General features: G+C 54.8%; 22 protein-coding genes. 11 read left to right on the forward strand and 11 right to left on the reverse strand.

Annotated elements, in window-relative coordinates; genetic code table 11:
* Positions 1-4 precede the first annotated feature (4 nt).
* The 8 genes from hslU to G3I67_RS09270 all read left to right on the forward strand — a co-directional run bounded on the left by hslU (position 5) and on the right by G3I67_RS09270 (position 7,572).
* Entirely contained in the window at positions 5-1,336 is a 1,332-nt protein-coding gene (gene hslU, locus G3I67_RS09235; RefSeq protein ID WP_163654545.1) for an ATP-dependent protease ATPase subunit HslU, read from the forward strand.
* Positions 1,337-1,365: 29 nt separating this feature from the next.
* Positions 1,366-1,908, forward strand: coding sequence for a cob(I)yrinic acid a,c-diamide adenosyltransferase (locus tag G3I67_RS09240; RefSeq protein ID WP_163654546.1), 543 nt, complete (start codon positions 1,366-1,368; stop codon positions 1,906-1,908).
* 215 nt (positions 1,909-2,123) lie between these two features.
* A complete protein-coding gene (locus tag G3I67_RS09245) occupies positions 2,124-3,218 on the forward strand; it encodes a branched-chain amino acid ABC transporter substrate-binding protein (RefSeq protein WP_375539310.1) in 1,095 nt (364 codons plus the stop codon).
* A gap of 70 nt (positions 3,219-3,288) precedes the next feature.
* Complete coding sequence (locus tag G3I67_RS09250) at positions 3,289-4,224, forward strand: branched-chain amino acid ABC transporter permease (RefSeq protein ID WP_163654548.1); 936 nt, start codon at positions 3,289-3,291, stop codon at positions 4,222-4,224.
* 69 nt (positions 4,225-4,293) lie between these two features.
* Complete coding sequence (locus G3I67_RS09255) at positions 4,294-5,385, forward strand: ABC transporter permease subunit (protein WP_375539311.1); 1,092 nt, start codon at positions 4,294-4,296, stop codon at positions 5,383-5,385.
* 13 nt (positions 5,386-5,398) lie between these two features.
* Positions 5,399-6,175 carry an ABC transporter ATP-binding protein gene (locus tag G3I67_RS09260; RefSeq protein ID WP_163654552.1) on the forward strand — a complete coding sequence of 259 codons (777 nt, stop codon included), beginning with the start codon at positions 5,399-5,401 and terminating at the stop codon, positions 6,173-6,175.
* Between the two features lie 16 nt (positions 6,176-6,191).
* Entirely contained in the window at positions 6,192-6,908 is a 717-nt protein-coding gene (locus G3I67_RS09265; protein ID WP_163654554.1) for an ABC transporter ATP-binding protein, read from the forward strand.
* Positions 6,901-7,572, forward strand: coding sequence for an outer membrane protein (locus G3I67_RS09270; protein ID WP_163654556.1), 672 nt, complete (start codon positions 6,901-6,903; stop codon positions 7,570-7,572). Before G3I67_RS09265 ends, G3I67_RS09270 begins: the two co-directional genes overlap by 8 nt.
* Before the next feature lie 93 nt (positions 7,573-7,665).
* On the opposite strand, the gene lipA is transcribed toward G3I67_RS09270, so the two are convergent.
* The 10 genes from lipA to G3I67_RS09320 all read right to left on the reverse strand — a co-directional run bounded on the left by lipA (position 7,666) and on the right by G3I67_RS09320 (position 16,411).
* Positions 7,666-8,652: a lipoyl synthase gene (gene lipA, locus G3I67_RS09275; protein ID WP_163654558.1), complete on the reverse strand. Its 987-nt coding sequence runs from the start codon at positions 8,650-8,652 to the stop codon at positions 7,666-7,668.
* 120 nt (positions 8,653-8,772) lie between these two features.
* Entirely contained in the window at positions 8,773-9,399 is a 627-nt protein-coding gene (lipB, locus tag G3I67_RS09280; protein ID WP_163654560.1) for a lipoyl(octanoyl) transferase LipB, read from the reverse strand.
* The gene (locus G3I67_RS09285; RefSeq protein ID WP_163654562.1) at positions 9,399-9,674 is read right to left on the reverse strand and encodes a DUF493 family protein; all 276 of its coding nucleotides are present in this window, start codon (positions 9,672-9,674) and stop codon (positions 9,399-9,401) included. The genes lipB and G3I67_RS09285 overlap by 1 nt, the downstream gene beginning before the upstream one ends.
* A gap of 21 nt (positions 9,675-9,695) precedes the next feature.
* Positions 9,696-10,580 (reverse strand): D-amino acid aminotransferase, encoded by an 885-nt coding sequence (locus G3I67_RS09290; RefSeq protein ID WP_235931828.1) that lies wholly within the window; start codon positions 10,578-10,580, stop codon positions 9,696-9,698.
* A 70-nt stretch (positions 10,581-10,650) separates the two neighbouring features.
* Positions 10,651-11,991 (reverse strand): D-alanyl-D-alanine carboxypeptidase family protein, encoded by a 1,341-nt coding sequence (locus tag G3I67_RS09295; protein ID WP_235931829.1) that lies wholly within the window; start codon positions 11,989-11,991, stop codon positions 10,651-10,653.
* A gap of 72 nt (positions 11,992-12,063) precedes the next feature.
* The gene (locus G3I67_RS09300) at positions 12,064-12,717 is read right to left on the reverse strand and encodes an alpha/beta hydrolase (protein ID WP_163654564.1); all 654 of its coding nucleotides are present in this window, start codon (positions 12,715-12,717) and stop codon (positions 12,064-12,066) included.
* 46 nt (positions 12,718-12,763) lie between these two features.
* Positions 12,764-13,435, reverse strand: coding sequence for an ABC-type transport auxiliary lipoprotein family protein (locus G3I67_RS09305; RefSeq protein ID WP_163654566.1), 672 nt, complete (start codon positions 13,433-13,435; stop codon positions 12,764-12,766).
* Between the two features lie 81 nt (positions 13,436-13,516).
* Complete coding sequence (locus tag G3I67_RS09310; protein WP_163654568.1) at positions 13,517-14,482, reverse strand: MlaD family protein; 966 nt, start codon at positions 14,480-14,482, stop codon at positions 13,517-13,519.
* Positions 14,469-15,266, reverse strand: a complete 798-nt coding sequence (locus G3I67_RS09315) for an ABC transporter ATP-binding protein (RefSeq protein ID WP_163654570.1) — start codon at positions 15,264-15,266, stop codon at positions 14,469-14,471. The genes G3I67_RS09310 and G3I67_RS09315 overlap by 14 nt, the downstream gene beginning before the upstream one ends.
* Positions 15,266-16,411 (reverse strand): MlaE family ABC transporter permease, encoded by a 1,146-nt coding sequence (locus tag G3I67_RS09320; protein WP_375539312.1) that lies wholly within the window; start codon positions 16,409-16,411, stop codon positions 15,266-15,268. The genes G3I67_RS09315 and G3I67_RS09320 overlap by 1 nt, the downstream gene beginning before the upstream one ends.
* Positions 16,412-16,519: 108 nt before the next feature.
* Here G3I67_RS09320 and G3I67_RS09325 point away from each other — a divergent pair, with 108 nt between their 5' ends.
* From G3I67_RS09325 to G3I67_RS09335, 3 genes are read left to right on the forward strand one after another with little or no spacing between them, the layout of a single operon-like run.
* On the forward strand, positions 16,520-17,422 hold the full coding sequence (locus G3I67_RS09325; RefSeq protein WP_163654575.1) for a biotin--[acetyl-CoA-carboxylase] ligase: 903 nt from the start codon (positions 16,520-16,522) through the stop codon (positions 17,420-17,422).
* A 26-nt stretch (positions 17,423-17,448) separates the two neighbouring features.
* Positions 17,449-18,231: a type III pantothenate kinase gene (locus G3I67_RS09330; protein WP_163654577.1), complete on the forward strand. Its 783-nt coding sequence runs from the start codon at positions 17,449-17,451 to the stop codon at positions 18,229-18,231.
* Positions 18,232-18,255: 24 nt separating this feature from the next.
* Positions 18,256-18,429 carry a hypothetical protein gene (locus tag G3I67_RS09335; RefSeq protein ID WP_163654579.1) on the forward strand — a complete coding sequence of 58 codons (174 nt, stop codon included), beginning with the start codon at positions 18,256-18,258 and terminating at the stop codon, positions 18,427-18,429.
* Here G3I67_RS09335 and G3I67_RS09340 read toward each other — a convergent pair.
* Positions 18,395-19,729 carry a 3-deoxy-D-manno-octulosonic acid transferase gene (locus G3I67_RS09340; RefSeq protein ID WP_163654581.1) on the reverse strand — a complete coding sequence of 445 codons (1,335 nt, stop codon included), beginning with the start codon at positions 19,727-19,729 and terminating at the stop codon, positions 18,395-18,397. The two genes, G3I67_RS09335 and G3I67_RS09340, sit on opposite strands and share 35 nt — an antisense overlap.
* Positions 19,730-19,733: the final 4 nt, after the last annotated feature.

Genomic DNA, 19,733 nt, shown 5'->3' on the forward strand with positions numbered 1-19,733 from the left:
GCCTATGTCCGCATCATCCATGACACCCGCAGAGATCGTTTCCGAACTCGACAAATTCATCGTCGGCCAACAAAAGGCCAAACGCTCGGTCGCCGTCGCGCTGCGCAATCGTTGGCGTCGCCAGCAGGTTGCCGAGCCGCTTCGCAGCGAGATTCACCCCAAAAACATTCTGATGATCGGCCCGACCGGTGTCGGCAAAACAGAAATCGCGCGACGCCTGGCCAAGCTTGCCGATGCACCTTTCATCAAAATCGAAGCGACCAAATTCACCGAAGTCGGCTATGTCGGTCGCGATGTCGACACCATCATCCGCGATCTGGCCGAAATCGCGGTCAAACAAACGCGTGAACTCGAAATGAAGCGTTGGCGCTCTCAAGCCGAAGATGCGGCCGAAGATCGCATCCTCGACGTCCTGATTGCACCCCCACGCGCCGCAGACGGCTCGCCCATTCGTGAAGAGACTGCCACACGCCAAACGTTTCGCAAGCGTTTGCGCGAAGGGCATCTGGACGCAACCGAAATCGAAATCGAAGTCGCGCAACCTGCTCCGCAAATGGACATTATGGGTCCACCCGGTATGGAAGACATGACCGAGCAACTCAAAGGCATGTTCGCCGGCATCGCCCGCGACAAAAAGAAATCGCGCAAGATGACCGTGAAAGAGGCCTTCAAGCTGCTGACTGACGAAGAAGCCGCCAAGCGCATCAACGAAGAAGATCTTCGCACGTTGGCTATCTCCAAAGTCGAACAGCATGGCATCGTGTTTCTGGATGAAATCGACAAGATCGCCGCACGCCAGGAATCCGGCGGCGCCGATGTGTCGCGTCAAGGTGTGCAGCGCGACTTGCTGCCACTGGTTGAAGGTACAACCGTGACAACCAAATATGGCATGGTTCGCACAGATCACATCCTGTTCATCGCGTCCGGTGCGTTCCATCTGTCGCGACCGTCCGACCTGATCCCCGAGCTGCAAGGTCGTTTTCCGATTCGTGTCGAACTCGATTCGTTAACAGCCAAAGACTTTGTACGCATTCTTTGCGACACTGACGCCTCGCTGACCAAGCAATACACGGCACTGCTCGCGACTGAAAACGTTCAATTGGACTTTACCGAAGACGGGATCGCCCGACTGGCCGAACTGGCGTACGAAGTCAACGAACGCACCGAGAATATCGGTGCGCGACGCCTATACACCGTGATGGAAAAACTGCTTGAAGACTTGTCGTTCGACGCGCAAGCCAGCAGTGGCCAAACCATCAGGCTCGATGCGAACTATGTGAACGACAAGCTTGCCGAAGCGGCAGGCAGTCAGGATCTGGCGCGCTACGTTCTTTAACCGCACCGTTACATCACCCGGAATACATCATGGGCTACCGACTCTCTGCAATTACGACACGCACTGGTGACGATGGCTCGACCGGTCTGGGTGATGGAACGCGCGTGGCAAAAGACAGCGCCCGCGTTCAAGCCATGGGTGATGTGGACGAACTCAATAGCTGCCTTGGCGTCTTGCTTGCCGAGCAGTTGCCTGAATCCATATCCACACCACTGCTTCGGGTACAAAATGTACTGTTCGATTTGGGCAGTGAACTGGCTGTGCCGGGGTATTCAGTCATGAAGCCCGAGCAAGTCGCTTACCTGGACGAACAAATCGCCGGCTTCAATGCAAACCTTCCTCCATTGAAAGAATTTATTCTTCCTGGCGGATCGCGTGGCGCATCGCTTGCTCACGTCGCTCGAAGCGTATGCCGCAGGGCCGAGCGGGCCATCGTCGCCCTGCACCATCAATCAGCAATGGGGCAGTTACCGCAGCAATATCTCAATCGGCTGTCCGATTTGCTGTTCATTCTGGCAAGAACCATCAACCGGGCAAACAATGTGCCCGACACCTTGTGGAAGCGCGACTAACCGCTTTTTAAATTTCCGGTTTAGCCTGCGCACCTTTTTTGTGCAGCAATAAGATTTCCCTATTAGGGGAATCCCTGTTTTTAGGGTAAAACTGATTCAATACTCGCAGCCCTGCGAGTACTATCACGCTTGCGATAATCGCTTCCTGCTTTCAACGGAGATCCATGATGTTGAACACATTCCATAAAGCCCTGCCTTTTGCCGCTGCACTGGCCATGCTCGCCGCCGGCAATGCCGCAACCGCCCAAGAGGTTGTCAAAATCGGTCACGCCGGCCCCCTGACGGGCGCCATTGCTCACCTCGGTAAAGACAACGAAAACGGCGCGCGCCTGGCTGTCGAAGAAATCAACAAAGCCGGTCTGACCATCAACGGTAAGGCAGTCAAGCTTGAACTGGTCGGTGAAGACGATGCGGGCGACCCCAAAACCGGGACGGCCGTCGCACAGAAGCTGGTCGATGCCAAAGTTGTCGGCGTAGTCGGCCACCTGAACTCAGGCGTGTCCATTCCGGCCGCGAAAATTTACAGCGATGCGGGTATCGTCCAGATTTCGCCGTCCTCAACCAATCCCGCCTACACACAGCAAGGCTTTAAAACCACATACCGCGTAGTCGCAACTGATGCGCAACAAGGTCCTGCCCTGGCCAACTACGCAGCCAAGTCGCTTAAAGCCAAAAACGTCGCCATCATCGATGATGCGACCGCCTACGGTAAAGGCCTGGCCGACGAATTCGAAAAAACCGCCAAAGCAAACGGCATGACGGTTGTATCGCGCGAAGCCACCAACGACAAGGCAACGGATTTCAAAGCGATTCTGACCAAAGTCAAAGGCAAGAAACCTGACGTCATCATGTACGGTGGCATGGATGCCACCGGTGGCCCCTTGGCCAAACAGGCCCGCGAACTTGGCATCACCGCCAAGATCGTCGGGGGTGACGGCATGTGTACCGACAAGGTGGCTGAGTTGTCCGGCCCCGCAGTCGGCAACATCATCTGCTCAGAAGCCGGCTTGGCATTGTCCAAGATGGCAAAAGGCGCCGACTTCTCCAAAAACTACCAGGCTCGTTTCAACACACCCGTGCAAATCTACGCACCTTTCACCTATGACTCTGTCTATGTGATCGTTGATGCCATGAAGCGCGCCAACTCGACAGACAAGGCCGCCATTCTGGCTCAAATCCCCAAGACCAACCTCAATGGCCTGATCGGCACCATCGCCTTTACCGATAAGGGCGACATGAAGGAAGGCATCATCACGCTGTATAACTTCCAGGACAAGAAGAAATCCGTACTTGATGTTGTCAAGATGTAATTCAGTCAAGATCGACTGACCAAACGGCACCGCAGCAATATCGCGGTGCCGTGTTTTTTAGAGAGTATTCATGGATATCTTCATCCAGCAGGTGATGAACGGCCTCGTGCTCGGCAGCATTTACGCACTGATCGCGCTTGGCTACACAATGGTTTACGGAATTCTGGGCATCATCAACTTTGCCCACGGAGAAGTCCTGATGGTTGGCGCCCTATCCGCCTTATCGACCATCGCCGGGCTCAAGGCCCTCGCTCCAGGGATGCCCGACTGGCTGACGCTTGTCATCGCAACGCTAGTCGGCATGACAATCTGCGGCGCACTGTCGTATTCAATCGAGCGCATCGCATACCGGCCGCTTCGCAATGCGCCAAGACTCGCCCCATTGATCACGGCGATCGGGGTGTCGATTATTCTTCAGACGCTGGCCATGATCATATGGTCGCGCAATCCGTTGATTTTTCCTGAGCTGCTCCCCTCGGATCCAATTGATGTGTTCAACACAGGCGCCACCATCACAGGTAAAGAAATCGTGATCATCATCATGGCGATTCTCGTCATGATCGGCCTGTTGATTCTAGTGAATCGGACCAAGCTTGGTCGCGCCATGCGCGCCACCGCCGAAAACCCCAAAGTAGCGGGCCTGATGGGCGTCAATCCCAACTTCGTCATCTCGGCAACCTTCGTGATCGGCGGCGCGCTAGCTGCCGTTGCAGGCGTCATGATGGCGACCAATTACGGCAATGCCCACTTTTACATGGGCTTCATCCCCGGACTGAAAGCGTTTACCGCAGCTGTACTCGGGGGCATCGGCAATCTCAAGGGCGCGATGGTAGGCGGCATTCTGCTGGGCCTGATCGAAGCCTTGGGCGCGGGTTATATCGGCGATCTGACCAACGATATTTTCGGATCGAACTACCAGGACGTTTTCGCCTTTATTGTGCTGATCACCGTACTTGTTTTCCGACCATCCGGAATCATGGGCGAACGCGTCGCGGATCGCGCGTAAGGACGGACACACATGAATATGACAACCAATACCTCCGCAGCTGCGCAAGCCGCCAGAACCAAAAACTCGATGCTTTCGCTCTTCGGGTTTCTGGCTATCGCATTGATCGCACCCGTGGTCGCTCAAACACTGGGCGGCAATTACTGGGTGCGTGTTCTGGACTTTGCCTTGCTGTACATCATGCTGGCCCTTGGCCTGAACATCGTGGTGGGCTTTGCAGGGCTACTTGATCTGGGTTATATCGCCTTTTACGCAGTGGGCGCCTATTTAATGGCGCTATTGAGCTCTCCGCACCTGACCTCACAGTTTGCGGCGCTAGCCCAGCTATTTCCCAATGGATTGCATCTAGGCTACTGGTGGATCGTGCTACTCGCAGCGCCTGTCGCAGCCTTATTTGGTGCGCTTCTCGGTGCGCCAACCTTGAAATTGCGCGGGGATTATCTGGCCATTGTCACTCTGGGTTTTGGCGAGATCATCCGGATTTTCATGAACAACCTGGATCGCCCGGTCAACATCACCAACGGTCCCAAAGGCATCACAGCAGTGGATTCGGTCAAGCTCTTTGGCGTGGATTTCGCAAAATCAATCGAGTTGTTTGGCTACACCGTGACGCCTGTCATGATGTATTACTACCTGATGATCGTTCTGGTGATTCTTGTCGTCATCGTCAGCTTGAGATTGCAGAATTCGCGCATCGGTCGAGCCTGGGTTGCCATCCGCGAAGACGAGATCGCAGCCAAAGCGATGGGCATCAACACTCGCAACGTCAAGCTACTTGCCTTCGCCATGGGTGCGGCGTTCGGTGGCGTATCGGGCGCGACCTTCGGCGCGTTTCAGGGGTTCGTATCACCCGAGTCCTTCGTGCTGTGGGAATCGATCTACGTTCTCGCCATCGTCGTACTCGGCGGCATGGGACATATTCCGGGAGTGATTCTGGGCGGTATTTTGCTGGTCGGATTCCAGGAGCTATTGCGCGAACTGGCCACGCCAGTTCAGAAGATGATATTCGGCCACGTGCTGATTGATGCCGAGGTTCTGCGCTCACTTCTCTTTGGCTTAGCGCTTGTTGTTGTCATGCTTTATCGTCCATCCGGTCTGTGGCCCGCTCCCAAGCGCGAAGACCGCCCCGTCACCGCCGACGCCCCCGGCGTCAACGCTTAATACGGAGGCAGACATGAGCGATCCGAAAATTCTTTTGTCCGTCCAGGGTGTCAACAAGCGTTTTGGCGGCCTGCAAGCCTTATCCGATGTCGGCCTGCATATCAATGCCGGCGAAATCTACGGACTGATCGGTCCCAACGGCGCCGGTAAAACGACCTTTTTCAACGTCATCACCGGACTTTACACGCCCGACTCGGGCAAATTCGTTTTTGGCGGCGCAGCCTATCAACCGACCGCCGTGCATGAAGTTGCCAAAGCCGGCATTGCGCGCACCTTCCAGAATATTCGCCTCTTTGGCGAAATGACCGCACTTGAAAACGTGATGGTCGGACGCCATGTGCGCACCCATGCAGGCATCTTCGGTGCGATCTTTCGTCCACAATCGGTACGGCAGGAAGAAGCCGAGGTCGTTGAGGTCGCACAAGGCCTGCTCGACTACGTCGGCATCGGTCGTTACGCAAACTTCACGGCACGCAATCTTTCCTACGGCCATCAACGACGGCTTGAAATCGCGCGCGCGCTGGCAACTGAACCCAAACTGCTGGCGTTGGACGAACCCGCCGCCGGCATGAACGCCACTGAAAAAGTCGAACTGCGCGCATTGCTCGACAAGATTCGTCAGGATGGAAAAACCATTTTGCTGATCGAGCACGACGTCAAACTGGTGATGGGCCTGTGCAATCGCCTGACCGTGCTGGATTACGGCAAAGTCATTGCGCAAGGCTTGCCACAGGATGTTCAAAAAAATCCCGCCGTGATCGAGGCCTACCTCGGCACACCCGCACACTGAGTATCGAGCAAGCGACATGAAAGACATTCTTCTCAAAATCTCGAACCTCAAAGTCGCCTATGGCGGCATCCACGCCATTAAAGGCATTGATCTCGAAATCCGCGACGGCGAACTCGTCACGCTGATTGGCGCAAACGGTGCCGGCAAAACAACCACCATGAAAGCGATCACCGGCCTGCAAAATTGGGCGGGCGGCGAGATCGAATATCTGGGCAAATCCATTAAAGGCGTACCCAGCCATGTCCTGCTGCAACAAGGGCTGGCGATGGTTCCAGAAGGGCGTGGCGTGTTCTCGCGCATGACCATCACAGAGAACCTGCAAATGGGAGCCTATTCGCGTAATGACAACGCAGGCATTGCGGATGACATCGAGCGCATGTTCCAAATATTTCCTCGCCTCAAGGAGCGTGCCGCCCAATTGGCCGGCACCATGTCTGGCGGCGAGCAGCAAATGCTGGCCATGGCGCGTGCACTGATGAGTCAACCGCGCCTGTTGCTGCTTGACGAGCCTTCGATGGGCCTGTCACCAATCATGGTGCAAAAGATCTTTGAAGTCGTACGCGACATTTCCGCTCAGGGCGTGACGGTATTGCTGGTCGAACAAAATGCCAGCCTAGCTTTGCAGGCAGCAGATCGCGCCTATGTGATGGACTCCGGGCTGATTACGATGAGTGGCGACGCAAAACAGATGCTTGATGATCCAAAAGTCAAAGAGGCCTATTTGGGTGAGTAAATCAGTTCGACTGCCATTGCCGATCCTTGCTTTAAACGGACTATTGTGCGGCCTAATATCAAGCGTGTCGAACGGACAGACACAAGTGCCTGCTCAAGCATCGGATCGACCTGAAATTCAATCTGCGGCAGCTAGTTTTGAAGGCTTCACCCTTCAGGCATCCGTTGGCTATCAACCGCATGTTGCGAACGTAACCAATGTCGGCGTTCGCAATACCAATCGACAACTGAGTGGCAGAACCATTTACAACCAGTCCGTCCCCTTTATCGTGAGCGCCGGATATACCTGGTCTATCGGCGAATCCGCGACAATCGGCACCCAGATCGAATTCAACCCGATCAATCAGCAAGTCGGCATAACTATTCTGCCGGGCTACGCATTTACGACCGAACTGCAAGGATATTTAAAACTAGGTGGCGTGGTCTCCAGAGTCTCCATCGATCAGGGGCCAAATCGGGACGACACCTCAGCCTCAATTAACGGCACAATGGTTGGACTTGGCATCAAACAGATGTGGACACAGAATCTGTATGGTTTTGCTGAAATGAACTACCTAAGATTCGGCAGCTTCGGATTCACCAGTTGGCGCGGCAATGTACCGATCCACGGCACATCGAATATCAGCGCTTATAACGCAATGGTGGGTGTGGGGTATAGGTTTTGAACTTGAATTAACCCACTGTTCTTTTCACAGACTGATTTCGCAGAGTTTCAATGAAATCGTCAGCGAAAAGAACTGTTAGGAGCAAAATGCAAATTAAACCCCGGCCGCATGCGCCTGCTGATCCGCATGGTACGAAGACCGCACCATTGCGCCCACCGCCGCATGACTAAACCCCATCTCGTAGGCTTTCTCTTCGAACATCTTGAACGTATCGGGATGCACGTAGCGCAGCACGGGCAAATGATGCGGTGAAGGCTGCAAATACTGACCGATCGTCAACATATCAATATCATGCGCACGCATGTCGCGCATGACTTCAAGAATCTCTTCGTCCGTTTCACCCAGCCCAACCATCAAGCCGGATTTGGTCGGCACTTTAGGCTGACGCTTTTTGAATTCTTGCAGCAATTTGAGTGAATGCATGTAATCCGCACCGGGTCTAGCCTGTTTATACAAGCGCGGCACGGTTTCAAGATTGTGATTCATCACATCAGGTGGAAAGGTATCCATAATATCTAGCGCGCGATCCAGACGGCCCCTGAAGTCAGGCACCAGGACTTCGATCTGTGTCTTGGGCGACAACTCGCGCGTCTTTTGAATGCATTCGATGTAATGTTTCGCACCGCCATCCAGCAAGTCGTCGCGATCGACTGACGTGATCACCACATAATTCAATTTCATGGCCGCGATCGTACGCGCCAGATTCATCGGCTCATCCACATCCAGCGGATCCGGCCGGCCGTGACCCACATCGCAAAACGGACAGCGACGCGTGCACTTGTCGCCCATGATCATGAAGGTGGCCGTACCTTTGCCGAAGCATTCGCCAATATTGGGGCAAGACGCCTCTTCGCAAACCGTATACAAATTGTGTTCGCGCAAAATCTTTTTGATTTCATAAAACCGCGAACCGGCAGGTGCTGTCTTGACGCGAATCCATTCCGGTTTTTTTAGTCGCTCGGCTGCGACCACCTTGATCGGTATGCGTGAAGTCTTGGCTTGCGACTTCTGCTTGGCAGTCGGATCATAAGCAGCTTCGCTTGCGGTTGTTTTACCGGGTTCTATGGGTGTCGAGGACATGTTTTCTCTGAAATCGAATAACTGCGGGCAAAATCACCGCAACAGGGGGCATTTTACTCTTTGCACCTTCGGATCCGGACACAAACCCTACTGGCAATAAGTCCGTCTAACCACACCCCTTCAATCGAGCTGCAGCCCGCAATGCCGGGTGATTTGCTCCGACAAGGTCTGTGCGACCTCTTCCCAGCTAGCCGTCACGCCATAATCGGCCATGCATACCGTCTGTAACCCTGCGTACCCGCAGGGATTTATGCCATTAAATGGGGACAACTCCATTGCCACATTCAGCGCCATACCGTGATAGGTGCAGCCGTTACGCACCTTGATCCCCAGCGCGGCAATTTTGGCCAGATCGTGCCCACTAGGCACATAAACCCCCGGGGCACCCTCCTTACGGCAAGCTTTTTTCAAGCCATAGACAGCCAAGGTGTCGATCGTGGCTTGCTCCAGCTGATTGACCATTGCTTTAATAAACCGATTGGCGCGTTTCAAATCCATCAGCACATAGGCCATGATCTGACCCGGACCGTGATAAGTCACCTGCCCGCCCCGATCTGTCTGCACCACCGGGATATTGCCTGGGTTCAACAAGTGCTCGGGCTTGCCTGCCTGACCCAATGTGTAGACTGGAGGGTGCTCGACCAACCAGATTTCGTCCGCAGTGTTCTCGTCACGCTCGGCGGTAAAACGCTGCATCGCCTCCCAGACCGTACGATAATCGCTGGGACGCGGCCAGTGCCTGATCACTAGAGCACCACGGATACCAGCTCATGACCGTGCAGGGCACGGTAAAGCGAGTCGAGTTGCTCGCGTGAGTTCACGCGCACGGTAAAAGTCAGTCCCATGTAGTTGCCCGCTTTACTCGGGCGCATTTCAACTGTCGCCGGATCAAAGCCGGGATCGAATTCGCGTACCAAATCCGATAGAACCTGCGCCATGTCCGGCACCTGTTTACCCATCACCTTGATCGGAAAATCGCACGGATATTTGATCAATGATTCGGATTCGGGGATATCACGCATTTTCGATCCTTGCTTCAATGATTACGCCAACGCCGCGATACGCGCATCGTACTGCGCCGCCAAACGACGGTACACATTGCCGGGCTTACCATCGGCGACAGGTTTACCGTCCACCTCGACAATCGGCAAAATCTCCCGCGTGGCGGATGACAGCATCAGTTCGTCGGCTGACTCGACCTCGGCACGCGTCACATTGCGCAATTCAAACGGGATGCCAGCCTCTTTAGCCAGCTCTTCCAGCAATCCGTAGCGAATACCCTCAAGAACCAGATTATTCTTAAGCGGCGCAATCAACTTGCCGCCCTTCACCACCCAGATATTGCACGAGGCGGCTTCTGTCAGATTACCGTCACGGTATTGAATGACTTCATCCACGCCTGCATCAACAGCCGCTTGCTTGGCCAGCACGTTGCCCAGCAACGAAACCGACTTGATATCGCAATGCAACCAACGCTCATCGGGGATGCTGACCACGCGCAGACCATGTTCCCGCGCAGCCGCACTCGGACGCGACATCGGTGCCACCATCGCAAATACGGTAGGTGTCACAGCAGGTACCGGATAAGCATGATCGCGCTTGGCCACGCCACGCGTCACCTGCAGATAGACCATGCAAGTTTCATCACCCGAACGCTTGATCAAATCCTGCACCAACGCTTCCCACTGCTCGCGCGTGTGGGGCGCGGCGATCTGGATTTTGGCCAGACTACGATCCAAACGGGTCAAATGCTGCGTCATGCGAAATGGTTTGCGATGATAAACAGGCACCACTTCATAAATACCATCGCCAAAAATAAAGCCGCGATCAAGCACGGAAATCTTGGCCTGCGACAGCGGACCGAATTCACCATTCAAATAAACGATGGGATCGCCCGAAACGCCTTGAATCAACATGTTCTGAACCATTTCACTTCTCTTATCGAAAGATTGATGACAACTATCGAATGAATTCGCATGAAAAAATCACGCGCCCCCATCAGTTAAACCAAAGCTTGACTGCATCCCAGCTACGGCCGAAGAACCCGGCGCGCTCAACCGGCGTCAATACCTCAAGCGGCGTCGTGCGCAACAGTTTGTTATCCAGCATCAAGGACAACGTGCCGACCTTCTGGCCTTCCGTCAAAGGGGCCAGCAAGGGGTCAGGGCGCTTGATCATCGGCTTGACGTCGGCGGCCTTGCCGCGCGGAACCGTCAACCATAATGGTTCGTTAACGCCCAGTTTGGCCATATTGGATTTACCCTGCCAGACGCGAGCTTCGACAGCAGGCGTACTCTTGTCAAACACCTTGACCGTTTCGAAGTTCTGAAAGCTCCAGTTCAACAACTTCAGACTTTCTTCGGCGCGCGTAGCCGAGCTATCGGCACCCACCAACACCGTAATCACGCGACGGTCACCACGCTTGGCGGTAGCAACCAGGCAATAACCAGCCGCATCCGTATGACCGGTCTTCATGCCATCGACCGAGGGGTCGGCCCACAGCAAACGATTGCGATTGGGTTGTTTGATTTTGTTGTAGGTGAATTCACGCATCGAATAGTAGGGAAAGTATTCCGCGTGATCGACAATCATGTGACGCGCAAGCGTTGCCAAGTCCCGCACGGTTGTCGTGTGCATCGGATCAGGCAGACCTGTCGCATTCAGAAAATTGGTATTGGTCATGCCAAGGCGCTTGGCCTCTTCGTTCATCTTGGCGACAAAAGCGTCTTCCGTACCAGAAACGGCTTCAGCCAAAGCGACTGAACCATCGTTACCCGACTGAATAATCACGCCCTTGAACAACTCGTCGATCGTCACTGGCTTGCGCGGCTCGATAAACATCCGCGAACCGCGCGTCTTCCAGGCGGTTTGCGACACATTTGCCTGCTGATCCATGGACAAGCGCTTATCCTTCACCGCACTAAACGCCACATACGCCGTCATGATCTTGGTCAGCGACGCGGGTTCGATCTTTAAATCAGGGTTGGATGCGGCAATCACCTGACCACTATTCACATCCAGCGTAATCCATGCCTTAGCCGCAATCGTCGGCGCGGGCACTGCACTCAACTCGCCAACCAAAACAGGACCGGTCGATGGCGGGGTGGTCGCTGCCACTGCGGCAGGTGAAGGTTGCTCTTCTTTAGCCGCCTTGTCCTTCTCGGCTTTTTCTGCTTTTTCCTTGTCGGCTTTGGTGTTTTTTGACGACTTTGTCGACTGGCTCTGCGCCATCACTGGCTCGACCGATGCGACCTGCACAACCAACAACGATACGGCCAGCGTACAGGCCAAGGGAAACGAACGCAAAAGTTGAGTAGTACTGCGCTTAAATTGATCCATCTTGAACTATCCAACTTAAAGAAACGATTATAGGCAAACCTGAAAGTGCACCCACACCAGACAGCACAAATATCAGGCAGCCGGCAACGCCTTCAGACGCGTTTGCACCAGATGGCGCAAGACCAGCAGTTTGCCATGGAAGAAATGCCCCGCCTCCGGCACGACGACTACCGGCATGCCGATGGGTCTGGCCCACTCCATCACCTCTGACAACGGCACCACCTCGTCATCCTCGCCATGAATCACCATGGCATCCTCAGGCGCCTTGGCATCGCCATGACGGAACCGTAATGCTGCCGAGCCGGTCAGAATCACGATATTGGGAAGATTCTTCCCGGCCGCTTGCCATTGCGCATACAACTGGACCGCAATGGATGTGCCAAATGAAAACCCACCCATCACCCATGGTTTGGAGGCGATCTCCGGGTAACGCACACGAAACTGCTCGACCAATGCGGCCATATCCAGCAACTCACCCTTACCATGATCGAATCCGCCTTCCGACTGCCCGATACCGCGAAAGTTCGGCCGCACTGCCAATAATCCGTGCTGAACGCATGCACGCGCCAAGGTCGTCACCACCTTGTTGTCACGCGACCCACCTTGAGAAGGGTTGGGGTGCAGGATCAACGCCCAGCCCGAGGGCGCATGCGCAGGCCAGTCCAGCGCGACATCAATCCGTCCGGCCACGCCGTCAAATGTGGTTACTTCGGTATGTGCTGACATGACGATCAATCACTCTATGACTATATGTTCAAATTGAAATTCAAGCTTAATTTGCAGCAGGCTTTTTAAGCTCGGCGGTCAGCCATTGTGCCACTTGATCGACCGTCTGATCGGTCGCTTCACGCAGAGCCTGCGCCCCGCCCAAAGCATCCTGGGACTTGGCCGGCACACTGACATCAATCATCAACTGATTCACGACTTTCGAACCCTTAACCAGTACAACCTGCATGGTCAAATGACCACGACTGGTTGAGCCATCCAGTGAAAAAGTTTGCTCGAATCGCTGCAAATTCGTTCTTAACTGGGGCAAATCGCCACCTACGTTTTGCGGCAAAACTGCCCCCTGTAACGACAAGCGATCCATCAACCTTTGCGTCACGAGCTTTGCCGGGGGCGCAATCCACTGAAAGGTCGAATAAGCCTGAGGCTGACCATGATCACCAACACGCCACACCACCATCGTTTCAGTCAATAATGATGCGGAACTTGCTGCAGGCACCGTAATTGGCGGATTAGATGGCAGATTTACAGTCGTGCGCTGTTGCGCCGCGCCAAGATCAAGCTGTGTTGGACTTTGAGTCGAGCGACCTGTGCCGCAGGCGCTCAATACCCCTGCCAGAGTAACGGCAGCCAGGACTCGCCAGGCGACTCCCCGACTCCGGCCGAATAAAAAATGCTTTGATGTCATTGCACTTGTAATCATTGCAGTTGTAATCATTCTTATTCCTTTTGCGCTGATCTGCGCATTTTTTGATCAGATCAGTCTGGATGAGCTTGAGCGAATCCGTGAATCAGCGAATTAACGAACTGGTGAACCGTTGCCGTTAAAACCGGCAAAACCGGGCTCTCCCGGTCCAGGGGCTTGACGCGGCAGACCAAAAATCAATGACTGCGGCGACTGTCCGATTTCGCGCGACGTCTTGTTAAAGGATCGGGCCGCATCGGTCAGACTCATAGACAACACCGAAACATCCGGCAGCGTCGAAGCACGTAATTGAATCGCCACCTCCTGCAAGCCGGTCAGACTTTTCGCGGCGGTTTGCATCGGGCCGTTCGGCGCATTGAGCAAGGTCACAGTGTCCTGTGCTGCCACCGCCAATTTGCCGATTTCAAGCGCAGCCGAATCAACCCGCTTACCCGTTGCCAACAATGTGTCCATCACGGCAGGTAATTTCTTCAGGCCAGGTTCCATGGCTTGCACAGACTTATTCAGTGATTCTGTCATTTGCGCCGAATGCTTGATCGCTGCATTGATTGCACTCAAATTGTCATCGGAAGCAATTTTTTCAACCTGGGTCAAGACACGTTCAAGCGATGCCAGCATGCCACCGCCTTGCGATTGCAGACGCTCGAAAAAACTGGGCCTGATCGGAATCTCGGCAAGATGCTGGGCCGAAGATTCCAGGCGATCATGGGTCTCGCCCTTGTCGCGCAGTTCGATGTTCGAAATACCGGTCACACCTGCAGTCACAATCTCCGCCCACGTCGCTGTCGTTATCGGTGTATTCGGAGCCACCCCAATCAAAATCCGCACCTGGCCCGGCTTGTCCTGAATAAAGCGCAAGGCATCGACCCGACCGACAGGCACCCCTTGATAGCGTACCTGCGACTGCACCGATAAGCCCGTCACGGGAGAGGTGGCGACCAGTTCGAAAGGCTTAAGCGGCACGTTCTTCTTGCTGATCCAGATCGCGGCAATCGCTGCGCCAATCAGCAGGATGATCATGAACAGCCCGGCCATCATGGCATGGCTACGATTTTCCATTTTTCACGTCCTTCACTTCGTTCTGCCCCAGAGCACGCTCTCCGCGCTCGCCATTAAAAAACGCCTCGATAAACGGATGCTTAGTTTGCCTGACTTGCTCAAGCGACCCTTCAACCAGCACCTTTTTTTCCGCCAATACCGCGACCCGGGTCGCCAGCGCACCAATCGTATCCAGATCGTGCGTCACCATCACAACGGTAAATCCCAGCTCTCTGTGCAGGGTTCGGATCAGGTCGCAAAATTCATCCGATCGCTGCGGATCCAGCCCGGCAGTCGGCTCATCCAGAAACAGCAACTCAGGATCCAATGCCAGAGCGCGCGCCAACGCGACACGCTTAATCATGCCGCCCGACAAATCTGAAGGCATCAGCGCGGCATCGCGCGACGACAACCCCATCCAGCTCAAGCGCATTAAGACCACATCCCGAATCAAGTCCTCGGGCAAGTGATGCAATTCACGCAATGGCAAAGCCACATTATCAAACACCGGCAAAGCCGAAAACAACGCGCCCGCCTGAAACAGCATGCCCCAACGATGCGTCAACGCAATGCGATCCGCACCCAGATAATCATGCACTGGCCGTCCAAACACCTTGACCTCACCCGCCTTGGGTTCATCCAGGCCCAGAATCTGGCGCAGCAGCGTAGTCTTGCCGGACCCTGACCCACCCACCAGAGCGAGAATCTCTTTGGGATAAACCTGCAAATTCAAATGCTGATGCACGACGTGGGTTCCGAACGCCGTGGTCAAGTCCTGCACATCGATAATCGGGGCGGCATCCATCAGATATTCATCTCGTTGAAAATGATGGCGTAAATAGCATCGATCAGAATGACTCCCGTGATCGCGGTCACCACCGATGCAGTCGTTCCCTTGCCCAGACTTTCCGTATTAGGTTCGATGCGCAAACCGAAATGACAAGCCACCAGGGCAATCCAAGCGCCGAATGTGACACCCTTGATGATGCCGATCCAATAATTCTTGATGCCGATCGCGTCGGGCAAGCGCTCGGCGAACCATACTACCGATAAACCGAGTTCGAACTTGGCTGCAAGCATGCCGCCGAGCAGCGCCATCGTATCGGTCCACAACACCAGCATGGGCATGGTCAACCCCAGCGCGATCACCCTGGGCAAAATCAAACGTTGACCTTCTGATATCCCCATCACCTGCATTGCATCCAGCTCTTGCGTGACCCGCATCACACCGATTTGTGCGGTAATGGATGAACCCGATCGACCCGCCACCAGTATCGCAGCCAGCACGGGACCCAGTTCGCGCACAATGGACACGCCAAGCAACTTGACGATGAACTGTCCGGCGCCGAATACGGCGAGCTGTTGAGCAGAAAGATACGACAAAACAATACCGATCAAAAATCCCACCAGCGCCGTGATACCAAGTGCCTGCGCACCGGTTCTGAACACTTGCGCAGAGATTTCCCGCCACGGGCCATGGATGGGGCGCTTGAGCATCCCCCAGAAATTCAGTAACAAGCCGCCAAGCAGGATCAGCAAACCGCGACCGTGATCCAGCGCAATGTAGAAACCCTTGCCTAAAGTCGCCACCCAACCAAACCAGTCGATCGGAGGGGGTGGCACAACGGGCTCGATGGGATGTTCGGCCAAAACCTTGAACAATGCCTGCTGACTATCCGTCAGTTGCAAACCATCCGGAAACTTTTGTCCCCAAAACTGCCAGAGAAGCTGAGCGCCAACAGCATCCAACCGTGTTATGCCGGTCAAATCCCAACCTTTGACTCCCCCGGCAGCACCAGTGGCGGCTGACATGGCTTGCCGTCGATGCTCAACCTCCGTACGCGCGGACAGGATCTGAACACCCCAATCCCCCACCAGACGGCACACCCCTGCCGCAAACACAACAGTTTGGGCGACATTTTGTCGACTTGTCTGGACTGGTACCGGCAACGCCATAAATAGCAAAAATTACTTAAATTTTCGATTGTTACATCATAAAGCACTGTGACAAACAATTGATTGTCGGAATTGAAGGAATTCGCTTTTAGAATGCGAAATATGCCATTTAAATCCCATTCTTATTCCCACTCTCAAACAGAGTTACCTGCGTCTTCATCCGAATCGGTATCTGCAGCCTTTGCCAACTCGCTGCGCACTCGCTTGTCCGGTTTTGGGACGATCGAGTGGGCTGATTCAACGCCATCGACCAACCAGGATCTCATTTTGCGCGCCCGCCAAGGGGTGACTGAATCAAATCCATTACCCTGGCTGCGTGGGGCAAGACAGCAGACCGCGGGCAAGGGACGGGCCGGTCGCCCCTGGAAAAACACTACGGACGCCACGCTGATGTTTTCTTGCGCGTTCGCACCGGACATTCCCCTGGCTCAACTACCCGGGCTCTCACCCGCACTGGGGGTCGCCGCCTGCGAAGCGCTTCGCCAGCTTGCTGGCACTCAAATCGATGACCGCGAGACATTGAAGCTGGGGTTGAAATGGCCCAATGATCTTCAATGGGGCAAACACAGCAAATTGGCCGGGATTCTTGTCGAGACCGCACCAACTGCCGGTCACAAACACCCCGTCATCGTTGCAGGCATTGGCATCAATCTGCGCGGCGCACGCCAACTCTCCCACGACCTTGACCGGCCGATTGCCGATTGGTCAGATGTCACGCGATCCGATGTGAGCGTCGATACTGCGTTAAATATCGTCAGCGCAATCGCGCAAGCCTGGCAACAAGCTATTCTCGTCTATGCAAAAGAAGGATTTGCCGCTTTCGTAGAACACTATGCACAGGTTGATGACTTGCAACATGTCGAGGTCAATCTGCTCGATCAGGGCAAAGTATTGCTTTCAGGCACGGCATGCGGCACTGACGTCACAGGTCGATTACAGGTTCGGACCGCCAAAGGACTCATTCCGGTCATGACCGGCGACATATCGGTTCGTCCGGTGTCATAATCCATAAAAACACCACAAAGGATGCCATGATCGTACTGATGGATGTGGGAAACAGTCGACTCAAGTTAGGCTGGCAACACCCGACGCTCGGACGCGAACCCGCCGTGCATGCGATCGCACTTAACCCATTGGCACAGGTACCGGACCTGTTGCGCAAATGGCTCAATACCCTGCCCATGCAACCGACCGAGGCACGCGGCGTCAATGTCGCCGGTACCGTCGTGGCGGAACTGCTCGAAAAGTCGTTCCAATTGATCGGTTGCTCAGTGCAGTGGCTCAGACCAACCGCAGAAAAACTCGGCATTCAAAACCGCTACAACCAGCCGGAACAACTTGGAGCAGATCGCTGGGCGGCGCTATTGGGCCTGGCTGGCCATTTTGCAAAACAAGCCACGGACAAGCCATCTCCGCTCGTGCTTGCCACCTTTGGGACCGCGACAACCATCGACACGCTCGGACCCGATCTGGTTTTCGAAGGTGGCCTGATTTTGCCCGGCCCAGCGCTGATGCGCCAATCGCTGGCACAGGGTACTGCGAACTTGCCTCTGGCCAGTGGCGCGGGCAATGACTTTCCCAAACACACGCTGCAAGCGATTTCGACCGGTGTTGTAGCCGCACAGGCGGGAGCAGTCTGGCGCCAATGCGCGGTTGTGGAAAGGCATTATGGACAGCCTCCGATACTTTGCGTGAGCGGCGGCGGCTGGCCCGAAGTCGAAGGCGAAGTCCGCAAAGTACTTGCGCATCTCGATATCCGGTTCTTTGCCAACCCTGTTCTGGACGGACTCGTGAGATCAAAGCTGGACGGCTGAAGCCCCGGCAACTAAGATAAAGCCATGCGCACCCTATTCTTCATCCTGATTGTGATCAACGTTGCTGTGTTCGCCACGGCGCAAGGCGTGTTTGGCGAGCCGCGTAGCCAAAAAGGCAAAACCGCCGCCACGCAAATCAAGCCCCAGATTCAGCCCGATGCAGTCAAGGTATCGCGCGCTCGTCTTGAAAATCGTTGATTTGTTGCAGCATTCTTGACGCCGCACCTGTGTGCTGCGACACCCAGTTTTTAGCGGCATGGGATCGTTGCTCAAGAGTGTGCTCGTCATTCAACCATTCAAGCGCAGTCGACACTGCACCCACGGCAGGGTCGACGAGATCTGATTCAGTCAACTGAATCGCCGCACCTGCTTGAACGGCGCCTTGCACAGCATCCTTGAAGTTACGGGTAAACGGTCCAACGATCACGGGCGTACCAACTGCACAAGCCTCGATCAGATTCTGTCCACCCAAGGGCGCAAAGCTGCCGCCCACAATCGCCACATCGCTAGCGGCATAAAAGAATGGCATTTCACCCAGCGTGTCGCACAAGACAACCTGAATTCGGTCCAGTGTTTCTTTTGCCTGAACATCATGACGGATGACAGACCATCGCACGAAATCGATTCCGGCCTGCTCAAGCAGGGCTGCCGCTTCATCAAAGCGTTGCGGATGACGTGGGATCAATAAAAACAACACGCCGGATCCGAAAGCGTCTTGCCGTGAAGTCAATGCAGGCACAAACATTGCATCCTCACCCTCGCGCGTACTTGCAATGGCGATGATGGGACGATTCAGTTTCACCCGCCAGGCACGGCCAGCCTCGACCGCTACGACGGGCAATTGCGCATCGAACTTCAAATTGCCCGAAACATTTACGTTGATCGCACCCGCTTCGAACAATCGGCCTGCGTCTTCTTGCGTCTGAGCAAGCGTCAAAGACAGGCCGGCATAAGCGCTCTTCATTAACGAGCCGAACAAGCGATCAATCTGACGCACATGCTTTAAAGCATTGGCGCTAAACCGGGCACTGACCAACATGGTCAGCACACCGGCCAGTCGACCCTGGGCGATTAGATTGGGCCAAACCTCGCGCTCGATCAGCAAACCCAAGCGGGGACGATAATGTGCAAAAAACTTTTTTGTCGCACCGGCAAAATCGTAAGGCAACCATTCCTGCCGCAGACGACCTGCCGCAATATCCGCCGCGAACAAGCGTGCGCCTTCGGCACGCCCTGTTGCCGTCATATGCGTCAACAGAACACGATCACCTCTGGCGATCAACCCTGCGATCAAGCTCTGCGCCGCACGCGTTTCGCCAAGGCTCACCGCATGCACCCAAACAGGAGGATCCCCATCCCAGGGTTGCGCATAGACACCAAAACGTTCGGACGCAAAGATCTGCCATTCACCACCCGCGCGACGCGCACGCCACCCCAGCCACAGCCAGATCAAGGGGGCAAATATGCGCAAAAGAATCGAATAAAAATTGAGTGCCATATCG

Origin of the sequence: Sheuella amnicola (assembly GCF_010499255.1) — a bacterium.
Taxonomy (GTDB): Bacteria; Pseudomonadota; Gammaproteobacteria; order Burkholderiales; family Burkholderiaceae_B; genus Zwartia; species Zwartia amnicola.

Coding starts and splice junctions, on each gene's coding strand:
- G3I67_RS09340 (WP_163654581.1), bottom strand. CDS start 19,729: ATGGCACTCAATTTTTATTCGATTCTTTTGCGCATATTTGCCCCCTTG.
- G3I67_RS09285 (WP_163654562.1), bottom strand. CDS start 9,674: ATGCGTGATATCCCCGAATCCGAATCATTGATCAAATATCCGTGCGAT.
- G3I67_RS09295 (WP_235931829.1), bottom strand. CDS start 11,991: ATGGATCAATTTAAGCGCAGTACTACTCAACTTTTGCGTTCGTTTCCC.
- G3I67_RS09325 (WP_163654575.1), top strand. CDS start 16,520: ATGCCATTTAAATCCCATTCTTATTCCCACTCTCAAACAGAGTTACCT.
- G3I67_RS09255 (WP_375539311.1), top strand. CDS start 4,294: ATGCTTTCGCTCTTCGGGTTTCTGGCTATCGCATTGATCGCACCCGTG.
- G3I67_RS09315 (WP_163654570.1), bottom strand. CDS start 15,266: ATGGATGCCGCCCCGATTATCGATGTGCAGGACTTGACCACGGCGTTC.
- G3I67_RS09305 (WP_163654566.1), bottom strand. CDS start 13,435: ATGATTACAACTGCAATGATTACAAGTGCAATGACATCAAAGCATTTT.
- G3I67_RS09245 (WP_375539310.1), top strand. CDS start 2,124: ATGCTCGCCGCCGGCAATGCCGCAACCGCCCAAGAGGTTGTCAAAATC.
- G3I67_RS09265 (WP_163654554.1), top strand. CDS start 6,192: ATGAAAGACATTCTTCTCAAAATCTCGAACCTCAAAGTCGCCTATGGC.
- G3I67_RS09300 (WP_163654564.1), bottom strand. CDS start 12,717: ATGTCAGCACATACCGAAGTAACCACATTTGACGGCGTGGCCGGACGG.
- G3I67_RS09290 (WP_235931828.1), bottom strand. CDS start 10,580: ATGGTTCAGAACATGTTGATTCAAGGCGTTTCGGGCGATCCCATCGTT.
- G3I67_RS09335 (WP_163654579.1), top strand. CDS start 18,256: ATGCGCACCCTATTCTTCATCCTGATTGTGATCAACGTTGCTGTGTTC.
- G3I67_RS09260 (WP_163654552.1), top strand. CDS start 5,399: ATGAGCGATCCGAAAATTCTTTTGTCCGTCCAGGGTGTCAACAAGCGT.
- lipA (WP_163654558.1), bottom strand. CDS start 8,652: ATGTCCTCGACACCCATAGAACCCGGTAAAACAACCGCAAGCGAAGCT.
- G3I67_RS09310 (WP_163654568.1), bottom strand. CDS start 14,482: ATGGAAAATCGTAGCCATGCCATGATGGCCGGGCTGTTCATGATCATC.
- G3I67_RS09240 (WP_163654546.1), top strand. CDS start 1,366: ATGGGCTACCGACTCTCTGCAATTACGACACGCACTGGTGACGATGGC.
- hslU (WP_163654545.1), top strand. CDS start 5: ATGTCCGCATCATCCATGACACCCGCAGAGATCGTTTCCGAACTCGAC.
- G3I67_RS09330 (WP_163654577.1), top strand. CDS start 17,449: ATGATCGTACTGATGGATGTGGGAAACAGTCGACTCAAGTTAGGCTGG.
- G3I67_RS09250 (WP_163654548.1), top strand. CDS start 3,289: ATGGATATCTTCATCCAGCAGGTGATGAACGGCCTCGTGCTCGGCAGC.